General features: G+C 44.5%; 27 protein-coding genes and 1 pseudogene. 17 read left to right on the top strand and 11 right to left on the bottom strand.

Annotated elements, in window-relative coordinates; all coding sequences use genetic code 11:
- Window positions 1-42: 42 nt before the first annotated feature.
- Together yhaM and V7126_RS16940 are read left to right on the top strand one after the other, a co-directional pair.
- A complete protein-coding gene (gene yhaM, locus V7126_RS16945; RefSeq protein WP_046129509.1) occupies window positions 43-987 on the top strand; it encodes a 3'-5' exoribonuclease YhaM in 945 nt (314 codons plus the stop codon).
- Between the two features lie 68 nt (window positions 988-1,055).
- Window positions 1,056-1,283, top strand: coding sequence for a sporulation YhaL family protein (locus V7126_RS16940; protein WP_046129510.1), 228 nt, complete (start codon window positions 1,056-1,058; stop codon window positions 1,281-1,283).
- Window positions 1,284-1,327: 44 nt separating this feature from the next.
- Here V7126_RS16940 and V7126_RS16935 read toward each other — a convergent pair whose 3' ends face one another.
- Complete coding sequence (locus tag V7126_RS16935; protein WP_046129511.1) at window positions 1,328-2,191, bottom strand: peptidylprolyl isomerase; 864 nt, start codon at window positions 2,189-2,191, stop codon at window positions 1,328-1,330.
- Between the two features lie 163 nt (window positions 2,192-2,354).
- Between V7126_RS16935 and V7126_RS16930 the strand changes: the two genes are divergently transcribed.
- Complete coding sequence (locus V7126_RS16930) at window positions 2,355-2,441, top strand: YjcZ family sporulation protein (protein WP_003180245.1); 87 nt, start codon at window positions 2,355-2,357, stop codon at window positions 2,439-2,441.
- Between the two features lie 127 nt (window positions 2,442-2,568).
- Window positions 2,569-2,667, top strand: coding sequence for a YjcZ family sporulation protein (locus tag V7126_RS16925; RefSeq protein ID WP_081605348.1), 99 nt, complete (start codon window positions 2,569-2,571; stop codon window positions 2,665-2,667).
- A 53-nt stretch (window positions 2,668-2,720) separates the two neighbouring features.
- On the opposite strand, the gene V7126_RS16920 is transcribed toward V7126_RS16925, so the two are convergent.
- Together V7126_RS16920 and V7126_RS16915 are read right to left on the bottom strand one after the other, a co-directional pair.
- Window positions 2,721-2,936, bottom strand: coding sequence for a hypothetical protein (locus V7126_RS16920; RefSeq protein WP_046130850.1), 216 nt, complete (start codon window positions 2,934-2,936; stop codon window positions 2,721-2,723).
- A gap of 73 nt (window positions 2,937-3,009) precedes the next feature.
- Window positions 3,010-3,525, bottom strand: coding sequence for a DUF3267 domain-containing protein (locus tag V7126_RS16915; RefSeq protein WP_046130849.1), 516 nt, complete (start codon window positions 3,523-3,525; stop codon window positions 3,010-3,012).
- Window positions 3,526-3,721: 196 nt separating this feature from the next.
- Between V7126_RS16915 and V7126_RS16910 the strand changes: the two genes are divergently transcribed.
- Window positions 3,722-4,069: a YhaI family protein gene (locus V7126_RS16910; protein ID WP_046130848.1), complete on the top strand. Its 348-nt coding sequence runs from the start codon at window positions 3,722-3,724 to the stop codon at window positions 4,067-4,069.
- Here V7126_RS16910 and V7126_RS16905 read toward each other — a convergent pair.
- Window positions 4,066-4,686, bottom strand: coding sequence for an HTH-type transcriptional regulator Hpr (locus tag V7126_RS16905; protein WP_046130847.1), 621 nt, complete (start codon window positions 4,684-4,686; stop codon window positions 4,066-4,068). The genes V7126_RS16910 and V7126_RS16905 overlap by 4 nt on opposite strands.
- 191 nt (window positions 4,687-4,877) lie before the next feature.
- Complete coding sequence (locus V7126_RS16900; protein ID WP_046130846.1) at window positions 4,878-5,234, bottom strand: YtxH domain-containing protein; 357 nt, start codon at window positions 5,232-5,234, stop codon at window positions 4,878-4,880.
- Between the two features lie 160 nt (window positions 5,235-5,394).
- Here V7126_RS16900 and V7126_RS16895 point away from each other — a divergent pair, with 160 nt between their 5' ends.
- The gene (locus V7126_RS16895) at window positions 5,395-5,586 is read left to right on the top strand and encodes a hypothetical protein (protein ID WP_046130845.1); all 192 of its coding nucleotides are present in this window, start codon (window positions 5,395-5,397) and stop codon (window positions 5,584-5,586) included.
- Between the two features lie 91 nt (window positions 5,587-5,677).
- Here the strand turns inward: V7126_RS16895 and V7126_RS16890 are convergent, their stop codons facing one another.
- The 3 genes from V7126_RS16890 to V7126_RS16880 all read right to left on the bottom strand — a co-directional run bounded on the left by V7126_RS16890 (window position 5,678) and on the right by V7126_RS16880 (window position 8,047).
- Entirely contained in the window at window positions 5,678-6,205 is a 528-nt protein-coding gene (locus tag V7126_RS16890; RefSeq protein WP_046130844.1) for a tryptophan transporter, read from the bottom strand.
- Window positions 6,206-6,350: 145 nt separating this feature from the next.
- Entirely contained in the window at window positions 6,351-7,424 is a 1,074-nt protein-coding gene (gene serC, locus V7126_RS16885; protein WP_046130854.1) for a 3-phosphoserine/phosphohydroxythreonine transaminase, read from the bottom strand.
- A 203-nt stretch (window positions 7,425-7,627) separates the two neighbouring features.
- Window positions 7,628-8,047: an HIT family protein gene (locus V7126_RS16880; RefSeq protein ID WP_046130843.1), complete on the bottom strand. Its 420-nt coding sequence runs from the start codon at window positions 8,045-8,047 to the stop codon at window positions 7,628-7,630.
- Window positions 8,048-8,561: 514 nt separating this feature from the next.
- Here V7126_RS16880 and V7126_RS16875 point away from each other — a divergent pair.
- The 3 genes from V7126_RS16875 to V7126_RS16865 are packed head-to-tail and all read left to right on the top strand — an operon-like array spanning window position 8,562 to window position 11,275.
- Window positions 8,562-9,302 carry an ABC transporter ATP-binding protein gene (locus V7126_RS16875; protein WP_046130842.1) on the top strand — a complete coding sequence of 247 codons (741 nt, stop codon included), beginning with the start codon at window positions 8,562-8,564 and terminating at the stop codon, window positions 9,300-9,302.
- Window positions 9,295-10,518 carry an ABC transporter permease gene (locus V7126_RS16870; protein WP_335497836.1) on the top strand — a complete coding sequence of 408 codons (1,224 nt, stop codon included), beginning with the start codon at window positions 9,295-9,297 and terminating at the stop codon, window positions 10,516-10,518. The genes V7126_RS16875 and V7126_RS16870 overlap by 8 nt, the downstream gene beginning before the upstream one ends.
- A 46-nt stretch (window positions 10,519-10,564) precedes the next feature.
- Window positions 10,565-11,275, top strand: coding sequence for an EcsC family protein (locus tag V7126_RS16865; RefSeq protein ID WP_175077152.1), 711 nt, complete (start codon window positions 10,565-10,567; stop codon window positions 11,273-11,275).
- Between the two features lie 94 nt (window positions 11,276-11,369).
- On the opposite strand, the gene V7126_RS16860 is transcribed toward V7126_RS16865, so the two are convergent.
- The gene (locus V7126_RS16860; RefSeq protein WP_438823807.1) at window positions 11,370-12,530 is read right to left on the bottom strand and encodes a M20 family metallopeptidase; all 1,161 of its coding nucleotides are present in this window, start codon (window positions 12,528-12,530) and stop codon (window positions 11,370-11,372) included.
- A 141-nt stretch (window positions 12,531-12,671) separates the two neighbouring features.
- Window positions 12,672-12,803, bottom strand: a pseudogene (locus V7126_RS16855) (MFS transporter); the annotation flags it as partial.
- Between the two features lie 249 nt (window positions 12,804-13,052).
- Here V7126_RS16855 and V7126_RS16850 point away from each other — a divergent pair.
- From V7126_RS16850 to V7126_RS24125, 4 genes are read left to right on the top strand one after another with little or no spacing between them, the layout of a single operon-like run.
- The gene (locus tag V7126_RS16850; RefSeq protein WP_335497832.1) at window positions 13,053-13,265 is read left to right on the top strand and encodes a hypothetical protein; all 213 of its coding nucleotides are present in this window, start codon (window positions 13,053-13,055) and stop codon (window positions 13,263-13,265) included.
- Window positions 13,235-14,170, top strand: coding sequence for a hypothetical protein (locus V7126_RS16845; protein WP_335497830.1), 936 nt, complete (start codon window positions 13,235-13,237; stop codon window positions 14,168-14,170). The genes V7126_RS16850 and V7126_RS16845 overlap by 31 nt, the downstream gene beginning before the upstream one ends.
- Entirely contained in the window at window positions 14,157-14,735 is a 579-nt protein-coding gene (locus tag V7126_RS16840; RefSeq protein WP_335497828.1) for a DUF6270 domain-containing protein, read from the top strand. Before V7126_RS16845 ends, V7126_RS16840 begins: the two co-directional genes overlap by 14 nt.
- Before the next feature lie 17 nt (window positions 14,736-14,752).
- The gene (locus V7126_RS24125) at window positions 14,753-15,067 is read left to right on the top strand and encodes a DUF6270 domain-containing protein (protein ID WP_438823805.1); all 315 of its coding nucleotides are present in this window, start codon (window positions 14,753-14,755) and stop codon (window positions 15,065-15,067) included.
- A 492-nt stretch (window positions 15,068-15,559) separates the two neighbouring features.
- On the opposite strand, the gene V7126_RS16835 is transcribed toward V7126_RS24125, so the two are convergent.
- Window positions 15,560-16,063 carry an antibiotic biosynthesis monooxygenase family protein gene (locus V7126_RS16835; protein WP_175077156.1) on the bottom strand — a complete coding sequence of 168 codons (504 nt, stop codon included), beginning with the start codon at window positions 16,061-16,063 and terminating at the stop codon, window positions 15,560-15,562.
- A gap of 133 nt (window positions 16,064-16,196) precedes the next feature.
- On the opposite strand from V7126_RS16835, the gene V7126_RS16830 reads away from it, so the two are divergent.
- The 4 genes from V7126_RS16830 (at window position 16,197) to hemY (ending at window position 21,961) form a co-directional block, all read left to right on the top strand.
- A complete protein-coding gene (locus V7126_RS16830) occupies window positions 16,197-18,335 on the top strand; it encodes a transglycosylase domain-containing protein (protein ID WP_335497824.1) in 2,139 nt (712 codons plus the stop codon).
- A 126-nt stretch (window positions 18,336-18,461) separates the two neighbouring features.
- Window positions 18,462-19,523: a uroporphyrinogen decarboxylase gene (gene hemE, locus V7126_RS16825; RefSeq protein WP_335497822.1), complete on the top strand. Its 1,062-nt coding sequence runs from the start codon at window positions 18,462-18,464 to the stop codon at window positions 19,521-19,523.
- A 74-nt stretch (window positions 19,524-19,597) separates the two neighbouring features.
- A complete protein-coding gene (hemH, locus tag V7126_RS16820) occupies window positions 19,598-20,533 on the top strand; it encodes a ferrochelatase (protein ID WP_335497820.1) in 936 nt (311 codons plus the stop codon).
- A 15-nt stretch (window positions 20,534-20,548) separates the two neighbouring features.
- On the top strand, window positions 20,549-21,961 hold the full coding sequence (gene hemY, locus V7126_RS16815) for a protoporphyrinogen oxidase (RefSeq protein WP_175077160.1): 1,413 nt from the start codon (window positions 20,549-20,551) through the stop codon (window positions 21,959-21,961).
- The last annotated feature ends 38 nt before the right edge of the window (window positions 21,962-21,999 follow it).

Here is a 21,999-nt window from a genome sequence, read left to right as displayed (position 1 = left end):
TGCTATAATAATTTTATGTAGGAAAACGGAGGGAGCTTTAGAATGGCAAAAGGTATCATGCTGCACGAGGTTGGCGAGCAGGTTGACTGTTATTTGCTCATCAAGTCGTCAACAAAAGGAATCGCAAGCAACGGAAAACCGTTTTTAACACTGATGCTGCAGGATCAGTCAGGCGATATCGAAGCTAAACTTTGGGACGCCAAGCAACATGACGAAACGATCTATGGACCGCAGACGATCGTTAAAGTGGTCGGCGACATTCATCATTATCGCGGGCGCAACCAGCTCAAGCTGAGAAATATTAGACCTGCGGCAGAGCATGAAAATGTGAAGATCGATGATTTTCTGGAAACCGCGCCGATTCCGAAAAATGAAATGATGGAGACGATCACCCAATATATTTTTGAAATGAAAAATCCGAATATCCAGCGGATCACGAGGCACCTTGTCAAAAAATACGGAAAGGAATTCATCGATTTTCCGGCGGCGACCAAAAATCACCACGAATTTGTGTCTGGACTGGCTTATCATGTCGTGTCAATGCTCAATCTCGCCAAAGCGGTCGCCGATTTATATCCGACTCTTGACCGCGATCTCCTGTATGCAGGCGTCATCCTGCACGATCTCGGGAAGGTAAAAGAGCTCTCAGGCCCGGTGTCAACGACATATACGGTTGAAGGGAATCTGCTCGGCCACATTTCGATCATGGTGACCGAAATTTCAAAGGCTGCAGAAGAGCTGCAAATCGACTCTGAGGAGATTCTCATTCTTCAGCATTTAATTCTGAGCCACCACGGCAAACCGGAATGGGGAAGCCCGAAGCCGCCGATGGTCAAAGAAGCTGAAATTCTCCACTACATCGACAATCTCGACGCGAAGATCAATATGATGGACAGGGCGCTTGAAAGGGTCAAGCCGGGAGAGTATACAGAACGCGTCTTTGCCTTGGATAATCGTTCCTTTTACAAGCCCGTTTTTCATAAATAACGTCATAACTTGTCTCCCTTTTGCATACATTTCAGGTATATCACGTTCTTGAAAAAGGGGGATAAGCCGTGCTGTTATTTCCGTGGTGGGTCTACCTTTGTATCGTCGGCATTGTTTTCAGCGCCTATAAGCTGATGTCAACGGCAAAGGAAGAAGAAAAGATCGATCAGGCTTTTATAGAAAAGGAAGGCAGGATTTACATCGAACGAATGGAGAAGGAAAGGGAAAGGCGGATGAAGCAGTCTTCGAAAAAGCAAGAACAGCATGAAACGGAAAACAACCACTCGATCGCATAAAAAAGCTGTCCGGCCCCGAAAAGGGGAGGACAGCTTTTTTTGAATCAGCTGTTGCCGCTTGTAGTTGCCGCCTGATTCTGTTCGACTTGTTTTTTCAGCTCTTTGTCTTTTACCTTCATGTTGGCATCTTTGACAAGTTTGTTCATGACTGTCTGAAGTTCGGTCGTATCGCTTTCTTTTTGTGCCAGAAGCTCTTTTTTCAGATCTTTTTTCATGTCATCGTATTTGCCGCGTTCTTCTGTTTTCTTAATGATGTGATAGCCGAATTGCGTTTTCACAGGTCCGCTGACTTCGCCGGTTTTCAAAGCAAAAGCTGCTTTGGTGAACGTTTTGTCCATATTGTCGTTTTTGCCGATCCAGCCGAGGTCGCCGCCTTTTTCAGCCGTTCCGTCAGTTGAGTATTCTTTTGCAAGGTCTTCAAATTTTTCGCCTTTTTTCAGCTTTTTCTCAACTTCTTCAGCCGTTTTCTTTTCTTTGACGACAATGTGGCTTACATGGACTTTGCCTTTCAAGCCGTCATAATACTCTTTTACTTCCTTGTCTGTTACTTTTATGTTATCTTTTGCGGCTTTTTGCATAAGAAGTTCATATTTGATCTGTTTTTTGACGTAGTCTTCGCCTTTTTGCTTAATGAGCGCGTCAATTTGGTCGCTCGCGGTTTTTTTATACTCATTCAGCTTTTTGTCGATTTCTTTGTCAGTAACCTTGTACTTTTTATCGAGCACTTTTTGCTGAACAAGCATGTTGAGCGCATCTGCTCCAGCATTTTCTTTTAGTGTTTGATAAAGCTCTTCTTTCGTTACGTTTCCGGCCTTCGTTTCAGCGACAACTTGAGAGTCTCCGCTGCTGCACGCGCTTAAAGCAAGAACGCTTGTCGCCGTAATCGCCGCAATAGCAATCTTTTTCATAAATGAAAACACTCCTAATCATAACAGTTTAAACTTTCCTTTGAATTGTATCATATCATATTCTGACATGCTGTAAAAAGATTTTCAAGGGGAGGGCATCCGTCTAGTCAAATTTTCTTTGGGATCATACACATGTAGTGATCAAGAAAAGGAGGTCAATAACATGAGCGGAGGATACTCAAGCGGTTTTGCTTTGTTGGTCGTGTTATTTATTTTGTTAATCATCGTTGGTGCAGCTTATCTGTACTAAAATCGTGGAAAATAGGAAAAGAACCGCTTTTTTTCAGGCGGTTCTTTTCTTTTGTGAGGAGAGCCTAATCGTTTCATGACATTCGTGCATACACTATCGTAACGACTGGGGCAGAGGAGGTGTCAATATGGGCGACGGTTACGTTGGAGGTTTTGCTGGCGGCTTTGCGCTGCTGGTGGTGCTGTTCATTTTATTAATTATTATTGGTGCTTCTTGGATATGCTAATAAACAAAAGGATAGCTGCCGGATCGATTTGATCGGGCAGCTATCCTTTTTCTTTATGCCGTAAAGGAAATCTCGATGAATGATGAGATCAATAATATCAAAATCAGCACGTTAATCATTCTGAATACCTTATCCTGCCGTTCTTCAGGAATCTCTCTGACAAGGCATAAAGAATTTGTAAGCTTGTTTATGTTAAACACAGTAAATATCGCAAACAGGATGAAATAAAAAAGGATAATAGGAGATCCCCCTCTCTGTTTCTGCTCCATATTACATTACCAAATATTTATTAAAAAAGATAGAAAATAGACTGAAAAAAAGGTTTTTCCAACCGCCTGCCGCCTATTTTTGTATCAAAATATCAAAATCGTCGGCTTCCTGATCGACAAAGCAATTTTTTGGCGCTTTGATCAATTTCCAGGCGAACAAAAAATCGGGCAGGCAGTAGCCGAAATGAATGCTGGAAATGATGCAAAAATAGTGGGAAAAGCTTGGCATGACGGCCCCTGCATAAAAAAGAACCGGCGTGATAACCAAAAACGGGCAGAGAAGGGAGACAAGCATCGTGTTTTTCGGGATCTCTCTCCATGTTCTCATTTTCAGCCAATATATCTTCTTTTCTAGTTTTTTCTTGCCCACGATCGGGAAGATATGAAGGATTTTATGAGCGATAATCGCAAGAGCTAAAACGCCTGCGAACAAAAGCGCATGGTCGCCTCTTTGAACGGTTTGAGGATGAATCAGCTGCATGGCCAAATATTCGGGAATAAAAAACAAAATCATTAAACTGACTGCGGTGAGTGCGATCCGCATGCCTCCATAATCTTTTAACAGATTGATGGTTTTCCAGCAACTCATGTGTGGCATCCTCCGTTTTTAAAACTGTTATATGAAATCCTCAGAATAATTTACTCCTCCGCCGGAGAAAAATCAATCCCTTTTCGAAAAAAAAATCGTCATTTTCAAAAGAAATGAGAGGAGGGAAATCACGATGTTGAACTTTCATCAAAAAGGATAATCGGCTAAAATAAAATAAAGGAGAGAAGTGACAAATATGGATTCAATGGAGCATCGTCTTGAACGATTGGAATATTACATAAAGCTTTTGCTGAACAATGCGGATATGGATCAATACCCGTACTATAAAATGCTGATTGAACGGGGATTATCAGAGGAGGAAGCAAAAGAAACGGAGAAGCTGTGCGAAGAACTGGCAGAAGAGCTTGAAGCGCAAAAAGCGCAAGGATTTGTCATGTTCGACAATCTTCTCGCGCTTTTTGCAGGACAGTTAAATGAAAAACTCGAAGTGCACGAAACGATTTTCGCCCTTCACAAACAAGGTCTTTATAAACCGCTGATGAGCGAATTTATCGGCATCATGAAGCAGTACGGCCTGGATTAGTTTTTAACGGGCTCAAGCTGTTTGTCCATCTCCGGCAATTCACCGTTTTCTGTTGCTTCATCTTTTTTCTTCATTTTGCCGTTGTCACTGGTAAACTGATTTTCGATATTGGAAAATGATCTTTCGAAAATCTCCATGAAATCATCGCCGTAAATGTGGCGGATGATCGACATCATTTCGACGATCTCAGGGAATTTCCCATACAGCTGATGAAGAGGCTGGGCGCCTTTTAACACAGCGTTCCGGGAGGGATCATAGGACTCGAGGATTTTAAGGAAAACCTCCTCGCCTTTCGGAGTCAGCTGAATGTATGTGTTGCGTTTATCGTTTAATTTTTTTGAGAACTCGAGGTAGCCTCTTTCCTCAAGCTTTTTTGAAAAGTTAAACGCCGTGGATACGTGCATTACGCCAAACTTGGCGATTTCAGAAATCGAAGCGCCGTTCAGCTGGTAGGCGATCCACAAAATATGATGCTCATTAATGTTCAAGTCATAAGGTTTAATCCATTGCTGCCAATCCTTTTCTATCGATTTCCAAAGCGCCTTGCTCAGCTGTGCCATTCTTTGGCTGAATAAAAGGGCTTCTTTCACCGTATAGGGCTCTTCCGATCGATTCATTCACTTCACCTGCTTCTCTTTATCTTATAATTCTATTATGCCAATAAAATAAAGATTAATAAAGATGTAAATTTACGAAATTTTTAAAAAATCGCTTTTTTCAGTGTGAAATCAGCATTTTAATGAAAAAAGAGCGTGAAAATGATTATTCACACCCCTTTTTAAAGGCTTATTTTTTTTCGCTGAATATATTAGTTTTGTAAGGTTTTCTCCAGCTGTTGAATCTTCTCTTCAATATCAGCGAGTTCTTTTTTGAGATCCTGCTGATGGGGCTTGATTTCCTCTCTCCATTCCTTAATGGACGATTGCAGCTCACTGCCGACATCCTTGATGATCTCTGCACTTTCCCGCGCTGTTTTGACGACTTGCTCTTTTAAAGCGATTCCGTCAAGTTTCAGTCTTTTTACCGTGTCTTCGAATTTTCCGCAGTTCGCTTTAAGCTGCCTTCTTAATTCTTTTCCTGAAGTAGGCGCGGAAAGCAGTGCCGCAACGCCTCCGATAACTCCGCCTACAATCAGTCCTGCTGCTAAAGATCGTCCTTTTGACATATACATCACCCCGGTTATATTTTTGAACGATCAGGCTTTGGACAGCCTTTTCATCGTTTGATAATGATTGCTTAGGGGCTTTCCGCGAGGGATAATCCCGGGAAAACTTCTGCATAGCTTGCTTTATTTTAGCATACTTTTTAAAAAAGGAGGGAGAGGGTTGTCTGTCATCATCGCTTTTTTAACGATTTTAACCGCCGTTTTTTCCGCCGGCTCCTTTTATTATCTCAGGCTTCTCGGATTTCGTGCATCTTATCCGCCGAAACGCGTACTGAAACAAAAAGCTTATTTTTGCGCCGGAGCCGCGGGCTTGTTGCTCCTGTTCCTTTTTTTGATCAAGCTTCTTATATAAAATATCGGGCGTATCCTCCTTTTTTTGACCATATATGCGAAAAAAACCTCTTCAAAAAAGAAACAATCCTTTTTTAAAGAGGTTTTTTGCATTATTTTACTTCTTCGGTCAGCCTTGACCGCTTCAGGATCGCCTGTACGATCGGATAGATCACGAACATGGCGATCGTGCTGATCACGGCCGTCGGCAAAACGACGGCGAAGAACAGTGTCATCAATCCCTGATTTCCCGGAAGGCCGACGATCAAGAGGGCCGACGTCAGGAAAACCGTTCCCGAAATGAGCGTTCCCACGGCAGTCAAACCGGCGGCTGTCAGCGTTCTGCTGCCCAGTTTTCTTACAGCGAGAAAAGCGCCGAAGAAGATTAGAGACGTAATCGGTTTATCGATAATATTTGGCAGCTGTCCTCCCGGAAACGCAGTGGTTAAAGCGGAAATGATGCCGGTCACAATTCCGATGACAAGTACGTTTTGCAGCTTTGGAAACAAAAGGATTCCCATAAACATCATAATCAGCATCATATCGGGCTTCATACCGTAAAAAAACGGCGGAATCACTGCGTGCAGAGCCGCTCCGATGGCGACAAAAAGGGCCAGTGCAACCAATTCTTTTGTTTTCATATCTATTCTCTCCTCGTCTCAGGCTAAAAGTACCCGCTTTCCAATAATATGCTCGTCATTTATTGCGAAAGCTTTATAGTAGTATATCAAACTTCTGAATGAAGGTGATAGTGTTTTTTATCTTCCAAAAACAGGATCGTGCAGTTTAATGAGCTTCCCGGAACTTTTTCATAAAGGCGGCGAGCTTTTCGCAATCTTCAATAGAAACCGCGTTGTAGATCGACGCGCGGCAGCCGCCGACTGAACGGTGTCCGCCGAGTCCGGACATTTTTTCCTCCTTCGCTTGTTCGATAAACGACTTCGTCAGCTCATCATTTTTCAGCGTAAAGGTGACATTCATGTTGGAACGGCTGTCCGGTTTTGCATGCCCGCGGTAAAATCCGTTGCTTTCGTCGATCGCGCTGTACAAAATCCGGGCTTTCTCGCTGTTGCGCTTTTCGATGGCTTCAAGCCCGCCTTTTTCTTTCAGCCATTCAAGCACAAGGGACAACATGTAAATCGCGAAAGTCGGCGGCGTGTTGTAGAGCGAATTCGCTTTTGCATGCGTTGAATATTTTAAGATCTTCGGCACCTGTTCGTTTTCCTTTGTGAGCCACTCTTTTTTGATGATCACGACGGTAACCCCTGAAGGGCCAAGGTTTTTTTGTGCGCCGGCATAGATGATGTCAAACTTTGAAACGTCGATTTTTCTGCTTAAAATATCGCTCGACATATCGGCAACAACCGGAATAGGGGAGTCTGGGAACTCTCTCCACTGCGTCCCGAAAATCGTGTTGTTTGACGTCAGGTGGAGATAAACTCCGTCAGCCGGAATGTTTGATACGTCAGGAATGTGGTTGTATGTGTCAGCTTCGCTTGACGCAATAATCGAAGTGTTTCCGAAAAGCTTTGCTTCAGCAAGCGCTTTTTCGGACCATGCGCCTGTCATGGCGAAATAAGCCGTTTTCTCCTTGGAAAGGAAGTTCATCGGAATCATTGAAAACTGAAGGCTTGCACCGCCTTGAAGAAACAGGATCTCATAATCGTCGGGTATTTCCATAAGCTCCTTTAAAAGAGATTTTGCATGTTGATGAACGGCGTCGTATTCTTTGCTGCGGTGGGACAGCTCCATAACGGACATTCCCGCCCCTTTGAAATCAAGAAATTCGTTTTGCGCCTTTTGTAACACCTCTAAGGGCAGTGCTGCGGGTCCTGCATTAAAGTTTGTTGTACGTATCATCACAATCGCTCCCTGTTTATGAATAAAAATATAAAACAATCCTATCATAAAAGAATCTCATGATACACAAAAATTTGAATAGTGCGAAAAGCGGGACAGGCGCTGATTCTCGGGGGAAAAGGGGCTGCTGTAAATGTGAATTTTTTTTGACGCAGCGTTACAGCAAAAGGGCACCTGCGCTTAAGCCGGTGCCCTTTTCAATATTATAGATGTTTGCCGATGGAAGAAGCGATCGTTTGCAGATCTTCCGGGGTATAGTCGTCCGCATGCGTTTTCCAGACGGCTCCGAAGCCGTCGCCCTTCCCGTAGCGGGGGATGATGTGCATGTGATAATGGAAAACCGACTGTCCCGCTTTTTCGCCGTTGTTATTCAGAAGGTTTAAACCGATCGGCTCATACTCTTCTTTAATGGCCTGGGCGATTTTCGGAACCGCTTCAAAAAAATCTCTTGAAACATCAGGGGTCATTTCGTATATGTTCGTTTTGTGGACCTTTGGAATAACAAGGGTATGTCCTTTTGTAACCTGGCTGATATCGAGAAAAGCCATGACGTGCTCATTTTCAAACACTTTTGCGCAAGGTATTTCCCCGTTAATGATTTTACAAAAAATGCAATCGCTCATACTTTTCCTCCTTTTTCCGCTTTGGAAAGGTTATGTATAAGCATAATATTACCACAATTATGACGGAAACACGAAAACAGGATGAACGGCTCCCGCGTTCACCCTGCCGGAAGAAGGTTGGCTTTAATAAGAAATGTTACACAATGCCTTTTGCAAGCACCCCATTTTCATTAAAATGAAGACTTGAAACGCCTATACATTTCCTGTCCCAAACACCTCATTTGATCATCACACCTTTTTTATATGTCAATGCCATATAAAGCGGATGCTTTCTCAATTCGGTGAATGTAAGAAACTTCTAAGCCTTGACATGCTTCAAATTCTTTTCAAACTGACTTTCGAAGATCCTGTCTTTGACAAACACCTCATTCGCCAGATGATCAGCTTCCCCTTCTTCATCCATTAGATTGTCCCGGATCGTTTTCGTTTATGCGCGAAGAACGGAAGGGAAAACGTTTCAAATACCTCCTTATTTTTGGTACTATTAAGAAAAATGCAAGAAAGGAACGAACGTATGTCACTACTCTCTGTAAAAGATCTGACCGGCGGGTATACAAGAAACCCTGTGCTCAGGGATGTATCATTTGAGATCGACCGAAAGCAGATCGTCGGCTTGATCGGCTTGAACGGAGCCGGAAAAAGCACGACGATTCGCCATATTATCGGCCTGATGGAGCCTCACAAAGGATCCGTTGAGCTAAACGGGAAAACATTTATCGAGGATCCGGAAAGCTATCGTTCACAGTTTACGTTTATTCCGGAAACGCCGATTTTATATGAAGAGCTGACGCTCAAGGAGCATTTGGAACTGACCGCGATGGCGTACGGGCTGTCAAAAGAAACGTTTGAAAAACGGCTTTCTCCCCTGTTAAAAGAGTTCAGAATGGAAAAGAGGCTGAAATGGTTCCCGGCTCATTTTTCAAAGGGAATGAAGCAGAAGGTCATGATCATGTGCGCTTTTTTAGTCGAGCCTGAGCTTTATATCATCGACGAGCCTTTTCTCGGACTGGACCCGCTCGCCATTAACGCCTTGCTTGAGAGGATGAACGAAGCGAAGAATAACGGTGCTGCCGTCTTGATGTCGACGCACATTTTGGCAACCGCTGAACGGTATTGCGATTCATTTATTATTTTGCACAACGGCCAAGTGCGGGCAAAGGGAACGCTTGAAGAGCTCAGAGAGCAGTTTTCCATGAAAGATGCAAGCCTTGACGATCTGTATCTTGAGCTGACGAAGGAAGAGAGCTATGAATAGCATTCAAAGTATTTGGAAGGCGAGAATTGAGGAGTATATAAAAGAGACAAGATCTTACTTGAAATATATGCTGAACGACCATCTCGTCATCGTCATGATTTTTTTTATCGCCGGTGCAGCAAGCTGGTACAGCAAATGGCTGAAAGAGATGCCGGAAGGATTTCCCGCATACTGGGTGATGGCCGTCTTGTTTTCGCTCGTTCTGACAAGTTCCTATGTCAGGACGCTGATCAAAGAAGCGGACCTTGTGTTTTTGCTGCCGCTTGAAGCAAAAATGGGTCCTTATTTAAAACAAGCCTTCAGGTTCAGTTTTATGACGCAGCTGTTTCCGCTCATTGCGGCAGCGCTAGTTTTGGCGCCGCTGTACTTCGAAGCAAGCGGAAGGACATTTGCAGCTTATGCGCTAATTTTGGTTCAATTGCTTATATTAAAAGCGTGGAACATGGCGATGCAATGGCGGATGACGTATTTCGGCGAAAAAAACGTGCGGATCACGGATCAAATCGTCCGCTTTCTGCTGAATGCGCTTGCCTTGTATTTTGCGTTAGAAGCGTCTTACGGTTTTGCGCTTGCCGTATACGCGATCATGCTTGCGCTCGTCGTGTATTTTTCGGCTGTTGAAAAGAAAAAATCGTTTAAATGGGAGCTGCATATCGAAGACGAAATCAGAAGGAAGCAGCGGTTTTACAGGCTGGCCAACCTGTTTACGGATGTCCCGCACCTCAGAAAGCAGGCGAAGAGGAGGGCGTATCTTGACTGGATTCTTGGATTGATCCCGTATGAACAGAAAAAGACGTATGCGTACATGTATGCGAGGGCCTTTATCAGGTCAAACGATTATTTCGGGATCGTTCTCAGGCTGACTGTCATTTTTGGACTGATCATCGCTTATTTCTCAACGAATGACTGGGTGTCAGCGGTCCTCGTCGTCTTTACCGTTTTTATCACGGGCATCCAGCTGACGCCGTTGTTTGATCATTTTTCGCATTTGTCATTGCAGGAGCTCTATCCCGTCAGACAGGAGGAGAGACGAAAAAGCTTCTTCGGGCTGCTCCAGACCGTTCTCAGCATTCAGTCGCTATTATTGTCACTGGCAGCGGGCATCGGCATGCACTGGACAGGGATGCTTGCAGGTCTTCTCGGCGCCGCGCTGCTCATTTTTGCCGTCATGAAGCCTTATTTCACAAGCAGGCTGAAGAAACATACACGCAGATGAATCCTTTTCCTTTGCCGTCAGTATGTATAAAGAAGAGGTGAAGGACATGAACGAAAATCAGCTGTATTTGGATGAGGCCTACCGCTGGAAAATGAGGTTTTTGCGAAAGTCATCTATGGCAGAACGAATGTCAAAAGGCGTGCAGGCTAAGATTAACGCCCGCATTCCCGGCAAGGTGCACAAAGCGGTCACCGAGGGCATAAAAAAAATGGTCGAGGCTACGTTAGTCGGGTCAAATTTGACGACGGCCCAAAAGGAAACGGGTCCGCTTTCTTTAAAGGAAAAAGACGGGCTTGCCCAAAAAGCGGTTGCCCAATACCAAAAGGCCGCGGCTGCATCAGGCATCGGCACGGGAGCTGGGGGGATCTTTCTCGGGCTGGCGGATTTTCCGCTGCTGCTCGGCATTAAAATGAAATGCCTGTTCGAATTGGCGTCGATTTACGGCTATGACATCAAACAGAAAGAAGAGCGGCTGTTTCTTCTCTACATCTTCCAGCTTGCCTTTTCGGGGGAAGAGCATCGAAAAGAGATTTTCCGCATCATCGAAAATTGGGAAACGGAAAAACGGGACATCGATTGGCATACATTCCAGCAGGAGTACCGTGACCATATTGATCTCGTCAAATTGTTTCAGCTTGTCCCAGGGCTGGGCGCCATCGTCGGCGGAACGGCCAATTATAAATTGCTCGGACATCTCGGAGAAACGGCGAGACATGTCTTTCACTTGCGATGGATCAAGGAGACTGCCGGGTATTAATCCAGGCTTTGGTTTACATTTCGATGTACACGTTTAGGAAAGAACGGCTGCTGCATCTAAACCGGGGGATTAACCCCGGTTTTTGTTTTTTAGTTCAAACCTCGGCCGCTGCCGGGGAAGCTTTTCCTTGTTCCTGATAAGAAACCGCGGCGTTTGCCATTACCTTGGCGGCGATAAGCATTGCTTTTTCATCGATGTCGAATTTCGGATGGTGGTGGGGAAAGGCATGGTTCGGATTTTCGGGACGCGCTCCCGTAAAGAAAAAGGTGCCTTTTACATGCTGGAGATAATAGGCGAAATCTTCTCCGCCCATCTGCGGTTCGCTTTCTGTCACCTTTTCGACGCCTTGCGTATTCCGGGCGATGTCTGCTAAAAAGCCAGTTTCCTCGGAATGATTGCAGACTGCCGGATAGCCCCTTTCATACGAGTAGTCAAAGCCTGCTCCGTGCATGGCGCAAATCCCGCTGACGACCTGTTCGATTTCTTTTTCAATAAGCGTCCGCACGTCTTCGCTGAAGGAACGGGCTGTGCCGCTTAACACGGCTTTATCCGCAATGACATTAAAGGAATTCTCTGCGACAAATGATCCGGTCGAGACAACGGCAGGCTGTATCGGATCAAGCCTGCGGCTGACGATGTGCTGAAGGGCCGAGACGATCTGCGAACCGATCAATACCGCATCCTTTGTTTTATGAGGCTGAGCGCCGTGGCCGCCTTTGCCGTTGATCGTAATCGTAAAGCGGTCAGAAGCCGCCATAATGGGACCTGCTTTGTATTGCACCGTACCGAGGGGCTCTGTTGCCCACAAGTGCGTACCGAAAATAACGTCGACGCCGTCGAGGCAGCCGTCTTCAATCATCGGCTTTGCTCCGCCTGGTGAATACTCTTCGGCGTGCTGATGAATCATGACAAGCTTTCCTTTTAAATCGTTTTTGTTTTCATGGAAAACTTTTGCAAGGACGAGCAGTGCTGCGGTATGACCGTCATGGCCGCAGGCGTGCATGACGCCAGGAACCGTCGACCGGTAAGGAACGTCTTTTTCGTCCTGGATGGGCAGGGCGTCAAAATCTGCTCTTAAAGCGATGACAGGGCCGGGCAGTCTGCCTTCGATATAGGCGAGGATGCCGCCTCCGCCGACATTCGTGCGAATCGGAACGCCGAGGGTTTCATAATAAGCCGCGATATACGCGGCTGTCTCCTTTTCCTGGAAAGAAAGCTCAGGGTGCTGGTGAAAGTGGCGTCTCAGTGCGACCATCTCATCGTAATGCTTGTCAAGCTGTTCACAGATCGTCTGCTTTAATGCGTCTGCGTTCAAACTGATTCCTCCTCTAAGGGATATCCCATTTTTTAAATTTTATGACAGTTCAAGCCGTTGTTTCAACTTGTCTGTAAGGTTTTATAAGAGAAATAAAGCCATAACCGTTGTTGCGGTCAGCCCTGCTGCGACGGGAATGATATTAAGTCTGGCCAGTTCAAACGGGTCGACCTTGCAGATGGCCGCCACAGGGATGAGCGCCACATGAATTAAATATCTAAAACGATACAAAGGATTATATTTGACTCGACACTATTATGACTTCTCTAGGATTTTCATATTCTATAGATCTCAAAGTATATATTTAAAATTTGATTTTAAAAAACTACCCCGGCTTGTGAAAAAATAGTAGTATTGTCAGAGAGGATAGGAGATTGAACTAAATATTACAGCTCTTTTGTATGCATTCCAAGCGGATTTTTCAGTGAATAAAATGAATTTCAAAAAATCAAAGAGCTTAATATGAATGATATAAAATCCATTGTCATTTCTAAGCCTCTATACAAGTACTTAGTCATTAAAAATAGAGAGGGTGGTCAACAAAACATGAAAGCAGAAGTAACATCATTTTCTTTTAATGCAGCTAACGGTGACATGGGATTGGAGATCTATAGTGATTTCAGTGCGGAAAACTTACAGTTATTATGGCAAAAAGGCAGGATAGCAGCAGTTTAAGCTTATATGAGGGAAAGTTTTTTAAGTTAGTTAAGGATGACAAGATAATCAACATTCGCTTAAATATTAATGACATTATCGATGCAGAAAATCTTGACCAAAAAGATGAAATAATGTGGGACTGTTTCTTAACAGAAGGAGTTGAAAAACTTAGTGTTTCTTTTCCAAACTCACTATTAAGACAATATCACTATTATTTCTTTGATTTGAATAATTTATTCAAAATTGTACCATACGTTACGAAAGGTTCTAAAACATTGGCTCTGTATGTAAGACCTGTAAGTGTTGAATGCTCCTTAGAATCTATGTCTATTAAAGAAGAAAAGATAAGCGGAGAGATAGCAATAAAATCAAACGATATAGATATCCGAAAATTTGATTTAACTTTATGCTACAGAAAAAGAGAGTGCAAGGATATATTTCATTATATTGAGACCATAGATGACAATATAAAAATAAATTCTTTTTTATTTGAACATGATCTCAATGAAGTATTCCTTGATAAATTAGAGGAAGCGTTATGGGGTTTTTTTGTGAAAGTGGAAAATGAACACAGCAGCATTTTTATTCCGGTAACCATAAAAAGTTTACCGCTTGATTCAACAACTGTTCCTTTTAATAAAGATGGTTTTTATCAAATTAAACCGCTAATAAATGAAAAAGAAACTTTAACATTACATCTAAAACAAAAAGAGTTAAAAGCTGCCGCCACTTCTGTAATTGAAATAAAAAATCATTTGAATATTAAAGGGACAGTTCCTTTCGATGATTTTTCCAATTATAGTATTGTAAGTAAACAACGCAGAGAAGTTGGAACAGCCTTTGAACACTATACAGTATTTGAAAAGAGAATAGGAATGAGCGGGAATCTTTTTGATGTGACTGTTTCCTTTGAAATTTGCTAAAGAAAAGGACATTTTGGATTTGTTTATTAGATGTGAAAATACAGCAGGTGAAAAAATAGATTTACCTTTATTCGCAAAGAATAAAGACAAAATTGTATCCAGTAAAGCAGCTTTGTTTACAAACGGTTTTGGCAACTATTCAATTTGGGTTAATGTTAATAGACAATTCAATGAAAATGTTACGAATATCGCGGTTCTTGGTACTTGTTATAGCAGAAATGCGTTTAATACAATGGACTATTTCAATCCGGGATATAAAAAGTTATATAAATGTGCTTATACTCAATTTCACTCAAATATTATTAGCCTTGTTTTTGATCCTGTTGAGTTTAACAAGGATGATTTTATACAAAGTGAGTTGAAAGAATCTGATATTAATTATTTGAAATCAGACTTTGAGAAGAGCTTTTTCGAAAATTTAAAAGACACCAAACCGGATTACTTAATTATTGATCTTTATGTAGACGCGTGTAGAGAAGTGATTGAGATTAATGATAGCTCTTATATTACTTTATTTCTAGTTCTGATGCTAATGAGTACTTCGACCTTTGGGAAAAGAGCTTAGAAAAGTTCATCGAAAAATTGTTGTCAATTATCCCTGAAGATAAAATCATCCTGAACCGGGGGCGTTTAACTACAAAGTATAAAGACGCTAATAACAAAATTGTTGAGTTTCCCCACAAGGAAATTAAAAGAAACAATTATATTTGGGATAAGCTTGAGAACTGCTTCTTATACCATTTGCCAAATGTGAGAATCATTGATATGAGAAAGACAAAATATATTGGTTATCATAAACATCCATTTGGGAATAGTTATGCACATTATGAGCCGGATTATTATAAAGAATTTCTTTTCAGGTTAAACGAAATTGTATTAGAGGATATGAACAAATAAAATATGGTGATTAAATTAAGGAGAAGCAAATTCAGCTTGTAGAGAAAAATATGTTTTTTTCTGCAAGTTTTTTATTTTTGGAAATTCCATCAGAGAAAAACAACTGCAATCCACATTTTTATTAAACGGATGCTATCTGCCATATAGAAATAAACCGGCCTGTTCAAGCGAGGGTTGACCAATGTTTTGATTTAACTTTTTCAATGTGAAAAATATCAATATACAGAACAATTTAACGAAGCGGATACTCCTTTTAGACAAGATAATCAGCAGTTTCGATTTTTTTTACGCCTTCTCTTTATTATAGAAAATAAAGGCTGTCGACAAACTCTCGCACTCGTTGTCAGGCCTGCTCGCCGATTTTCATGTTAAGCAAGGAATGGCGGCTAATTGCTCAGGTGTCATGCTGAACGCCGCCGTCGCCACATCCTGTGAAAGTCGGCTGCGATGCTCGGCTTCCCTAAAACTAGACCGCTTTTGACGATAAGGCAGTCATTCGACGGAATAATAGGAAGAAATATAGGACGGACGGGAAAAGATCGTGCCTTTTTGGTTGATTCCTGCGGAAGATTGCGGTTTGTCGTGGGCCTCTTTGAATGATGTTGAATTTTTCCAGTCCTGAAACGCCTGCTCTGATTCCCAGAGCGTCAAGACGATGTACGTATCGCTGTCCTTCGGCCTGAGCACTCTCAGCGCTTTAAAGCCTGGCTGGCTTTCGATTTTTCCGGCTCTGTTTTTAAACCGGGTTTCAAACAGCGGCCGGCCTTCTTGCGTGACAGGGATATTGTTAAGAACGGCAAAACCGGTCTGTTCCAATGTTCCGGACTGATCGATGACCTCGTAGCTGTGCGGCGCCTGAAAGACGCTTTTCCCGTCAGTTTCGTGGAAAAGAACCGCAGAATCCGGTCCTTTCATAAAGAGCATGTTTTCAAGATCATGCCGCCGGGCAATCTTTTTTAAAAAATCGAGCGTTCCGTAAGTAATGTAAAAATTCACTTTTTCTCACCCCTTTTTGATAGTATAACAAAAGGACGATTTAAAATTCTATCGATCATATGCTCGAACCTTGAGGAACATAATTTGAAGAAAAAATTCCCATACTAGCTATAGAAAGGAATGAGGTGAATAGATGAGAAAGAGATTTTTCATTCCAATCATCATTGTTGTTGCAATTGTTCTTTTTGCTTTACTTGCATATATTGCGATTATATTTCTCGGCGACTATGTCATCGACGAAAAAAAGTTGATTTTCAACGCTTCTTCAAAAATCGTTGACCAAAATGGGGAGGAAATTGCAAGCCTGTATACGGAAAACCGGAGGCCCGTCTCGATCGATGAAGTGCCGGACGATGTCAAACATGCGTTTATTGCCGTTGAAGACAAGCGCTTCTATGAACATCACGGCATCGATTTAAAATCGGTGAGCCGGGCTGTGTACAGAGATATTTTAGCGGGAAGCAAAGTCGAAGGGGGAAGCACGATTACCCAGCAGCTCGCCAAAAACATCTTTTTGACACATGACAAAACATTTTTAAGAAAAACAAAAGAAGTCATTATCGCCATTAATTTGGAGCGGGACTACAGCAAGGACAAGCTGCTGGAAATGTACCTGAACCAGCTTTACTTCGGACACGGCGTCTACGGGATTCAGGCAGCGGCCAATTATTTTTTCGATAAAGATGTTAAGGATTTAACGGTCAGCGAGGGAGCGGTGCTGGCTTCGCTTCCAAAAGCGCCGACAACGTATTCTCCGATTCTCCATCCGGATAAATCGAGAGAGCGGCGCAACGTGATCCTCGGCATGATGAACGAACAGGGATATATCAGCTCGAAGGAAACGGTAAGGGCTCAAGGGAGCACATTGGGGCTGCATGTCAAAGAAACGTCAAAACATCCCTGGCTTGCCAGCTATATCGACCTTGTCATAAAAGAAGCGGAAGACCGATATTCGATTTCAGGCGACCAGCTTCTCCGGGGCGGTTATACGATCACTGTTCCGCTTGACCCTTCCATCCAAAAAGCCGCCTACACCTTGATGAAACAGGACGGCTATTTTCCGGGCACGGACGATAAAGCCGAAGGGAGCGCCGTGTTTATCGATAACAAGACAGGCGGCGTGATCGCGGCGATCGGAGGCAGGGATTATGTGTCAAAAGGGTATAACAGAGCCGTTGCTTCAAGGCAGCCCGGTTCGACGTTTAAGCCGCTTGCCGTCTACGGGCCGGCTCTTGAAGAAAAGCTGTTCAAGCCCTATTCGCTGCTTGAGGATAAGCAGCTTTCATATGACGGCTATTCACCTAAAAATTATGACGGACAATATGAGGGAAAGGTGTCGATGGTCGATGCTTTGACATACAGCAAAAATGCGCCCGCTGTATGGACATTGCAAGAGGTCGGCATTGAAACCGTCAAGCCTTATTTATGCCGTTTGGGGATGAACATCCCGGATGAAGGCCTCGCACTCGGGCTCGGCGGGCTGCAACAAGGCGTGTCACCGCTTGAAGTGGCAGGCGCCTATCGGACGTTCGCCAATATGGGAGAGTATGAGAAGCCTTATTTCATCCAAAAGATTCGTGATGAAAGCGGGAATGTTTTATACAGCCATAAAAAGAAGCCTGAAAGGGTGTTCAGCAGGCAAACGGCCTGGTATATGACGAGAATGCTCCAAGAGGTTGTCAGGAGCGGAACGGGCAAAGCGGGCGGATTTTCCGGAGAAATAGCCGGAAAGACAGGCTCGACGACGTACACCGGAAAAGAGGGAGCAACAAATGACGCATGGTTTGCAGGCTATACCCCTAAAGTTACCGGAGCCGTCTGGATGGGCTATGATAAAACCGATGAAAAGCACTATTTAACAGGAGGAAGTTCGTATCCGACAAGGCTTTATAAAGATATTTTAAAGCGTTCCAATCAAAAGCCTGCTGCCTTTAAAAAGCCTGAAGGAGTCAAGGATCTGGACAGGCCGATTCATCTCGAGGATTTGGACAGCGCAGAGGCCGGTTATTCCTTTACGCCGATGGGTTTGATTACGGTATCGCTAAAATGGCATGAGCAAGAGGATAAACGGGCCGAATACAGAATATATGAAAAGAAAAACGGAAAAGAGAGGCTGGTGGACACCGTCAAGGGAAAAGGAAGCTGTGACATTCCTTATGCAAATCTCTTTTCTGACGCGGCCTACAGGATTGTTCCGTACAATCCGCAGACGAAAGAGGAGGGGAATGGAACAGACTTTATTGAGCCAAAAGTCTTCCCTTCAGGTCATTAGCTGCTCGAAATTCATCAATTTCTTGAACATTAAGTCTCATGAGTATACCGTTTCCAAAAAAAAACGGTATATTTGAAGGAGTAATTTTGCGAACGTATGGTTGCAGTCTGAAAGGTGGAAATCATTGTGAAAAACGACAAGGCTTTTAATGATGCGTTTTTAAAAGCGTGCCGCGGAGAAAAAAGCGCCCATGTACCTGTATGGTACATGAGGCAGGCCGGCAGGTCACAGCCGGAGTACAGGGCGCTAAAGGAGAAATACGGATTGTTTGAAATTACCCATCAGCCTGAACTGTGCGCTTATGTGACAAGGCTGCCCGTCGAACAGTACGGGGTGGATGCGGCCATTCTTTATAAGGATATTATGACACCGCTTCCGGGAATTGGCGTAAATGTCGAAATCCAAAACGGAATCGGTCCTGTCATCGACAATCCGATCGCCTTGGCAAAAGACGTCGAAGCGCTCGGCGAACTTGAGCCGGAAGAGCACATTCCATATGTGCTTGAGACGATTAAGCTGCTGACGGAGGAGCAGCTGAACGTGCCGCTGATCGGTTTTACAGGAGCTCCATTTACATTGGCAAGCTATATGATAGAAGGCGGACCGTCGAAAAACTACAATAAAACGAAAGCGTTTATGTACAGCCAACCTGACGCATGGAGCAAGCTGATGGAGAAGCTTGCCCGGATGGCGGCAGTCTACGTAAAAGCCCAAATCAAAGCCGGGGCAAAAGCGATCCAGGTGTTTGATTCATGGGTCGGAGCGCTCAGCGCCGATGATTACCGCCGCTATATCAAGCCGGCGATGGACGGGCTGTTTACAGAGCTCAGAAAAGAAGGCGTGCCGCTGATCATGTTCGGTGTTGGCGCGAGTCATCTCGCCCGCGACTGGCATGATCTTTCCCTCGATGTCGTCGGACTCGACTGGCGCATGAGCATAAAGGAGGCCCGGGAAAAAGGCCTGACCAAGACCCTTCAGGGAAATCTCGACCCGTCAATATTGCTTGCTCCTTGGGAAGTCATCGAGCAGAGGACGAAAAAAATACTTGATGAGGGTATGCAGACGGACCGGTTTATTTTTAACCTCGGCCACGGCATCTTTCCGGAAGTCAGCCCTGAAACGCTGAAAAAATTGACGGCATTTGTTCATGAGTATTCCGCCTCAAAAAAATCGAGCCTGATTCCATGAGCATTTCAGTTGGTGTTTTTCGAAATAAACTGTCAAAATACGTATAGATCTAGATCTTTAAAGAGGTGTTCATGTTGGGTAAAAAGAAAATGGGGCTTCTCGTGATGGCGTACGGAACGCCGTACAAGGAAGAGGATATCGAACGGTATTATACGCATATCAGAAGAGGCAGAAAGCCGGAGCCTGACATGCTCCAGGATTTAAAAGACCGCTATAAAGCGATCGGCGGAATATCTCCTCTTGCTAAAATTACCGTGGAGCAGGCGGAGCAGCTCGAAAAGCGTTTAAACGAACTGCAGGATGACGTTACTTTTAAAGCATACATCGGCCTGAAGCATATCGAGCCTTTTATTGAGGATGCCGTCCAACAGATGCACAACGACGGTATAACGGAGGCGGTCAGCCTTGTGCTGGCGCCGCACTTTTCGACGTTCAGCGTTCAATCGTACAACAAACGGGCGAATGCGGAAGCAGAAAAAGCCGGCTTAGCGATCACATCTATTAACAGCTGGTATGATGAGCCGAAATTTATTGCGTATTGGGCTGATCAGATTAAAAAGATATATGCAGGGATGCCGCCGGAAGAGCGCGAAAAAGCCGTGCTGATCGTTTCGGCGCACAGCCTTCCCGAAAAGATCGTCAGCATGGGGGATCCTTATCCCGAGCAGCTTGAGGAATCAGCGAGGCTGATCGCCGAAAAAGCCGGGGTAAAAGAGTATGCCGTCGGCTGGCAAAGCGAAGGGAACACGCCTGATCCTTGGCTGGGACCCGACGTACAGGATCTGACGCGGGACTTGTCAGAACAAAAAGGCTATAAAGCCTTTGTCTACGCTCCTGTCGGTTTCGTAGCCGACCATTTGGAAGTGCTGTACGATAATGACTATGAATGCCGGATCGTAACAGATGATATCGGAGCAAGCTACTACAGACCGGACATGCCGAATGCGAAACCGCAGTTTATCGATGCTTTGGCGTCCGTCGTATTAAAACGATTGGAGAAAGAACAGTAAAGAAGGCGATTTTATATGAGTGGAGAACGTAAGCAGATTGTCATTATCGGCGGCGGGATTACCGGATTGGCCGCCGCCTTCTACTTGGAGAGGGAAATCAAGAAGAACGGTCTCCCCGCCGAAGTGACGCTTGTTGAAGCGAGCCCGAGACTAGGCGGAAAGATCCAGACCGTTCATAAAGACGGCTATATCGTTGAAAAGGGACCGGACTCGTTTTTGGAACGAAAACAGAGCGCTCCCCAGCTTGTCAAGGATCTGGGGCTGGGGCATCTGCTTGTGAACAATGCGATAGGCCAGTCTTATGTTCTCGTAAATGAAACGCTCTATCCGATTCCCGAAGGGGCTGTCATGGGCGTTCCGACAAAAGTCGGTCCTTTTTTGACGACAGGGCTTTTTTCTTTGCAGGGAAAACTGAGGGCAGGGATGGACTTGGTGCTGCCAGCGAGCAAACCGCAGGACGATCAGTCGCTCGGCGAGTTTTTTAGAAGGCGCGTCGGCGGCGAAGTGGTTGAAAACCTGATTGAGCCGCTCCTGTCAGGCATTTATGCCGGAGATATCGACCGCCTCAGCCTGATGTCGACGTTTCCGCAGTTTTATCAAACCGAGCAGAAGTACAGAAGCCTCATTCTCGGAATGAAAAAATCGGCCGGCAATAAAAGCAAGCAAGCAGCGGCGCCCGTTAAAAAGAAAGGACAGTTTCAGACGCTGAAAACCGGCTTGCAGGCGATTGTCGAAGAGCTGGAAAAGCAGCTCGAGCTGACGAAAATCTACAAAGGCACCAAGGCCGTCGGCATTGAACGAGGACAACATTACAGCTTCAAGCTTGACAACGGCATTGTTCTTCATGCGGATGCTGCCGTCATCGCTGCTCCTCATAAAGCGATTGCCGCGATGTTTCCAGACGAGGATTGGCTTTTAGGCATGCGGGAGATGGTCTCAACGTCTGTCGCCAATGTAGCGCTCGGCTTTCCTGAGGAAGCCGTAAAGATGGAGCATGAAGGCACGGGTTTTGTGATCTCAAGAAACAGCGATTTCTCCATTACCGCCTGCACGTGGACGAACAAAAAATGGCCCCATACGACGCCGGAAGGCAAAGTTCTGCTTAGGGCTTACGTCGGAAAAGCGGGGGATGAATCCGTCGTCGAGCAGTCTGACAATGAAATGGTCAGGATTGTGCTGGAAGATTTGAAGAGGATCATGAAAATCGAAGGTGAGCCGGAAATGACCTGTATCACGAGATGGAACGAGGCTATGCCGCAGTATCATGTCGGCCACAAAGAACGAATCAAAAAGGTAAGGGAAGGCCTTCAAACGTCATACCCCGGCATTTTCGTGACGGGCGCTTCCTTCGAAGGCGTCGGAATCCCGGATTGCATCGACCAGGGCAAACAGGCCGTAAAAGACGTGCTTGCCCATTTATTTGAATAAATAATGTAAAAAGCTGCCCGAAAGTGAAACGGCAGCTT

The sequence above is a fragment of the Bacillus sp. JJ675 genome (assembly GCF_036963165.1).
Lineage (GTDB): Bacteria > Bacillota > Bacilli > Bacillales > Bacillaceae > Bacillus > Bacillus glycinifermentans.
The sequence above is the reverse complement of the archived record's forward strand: the minus strand, read 5'-3'. Positions and strand labels throughout refer to the sequence as shown.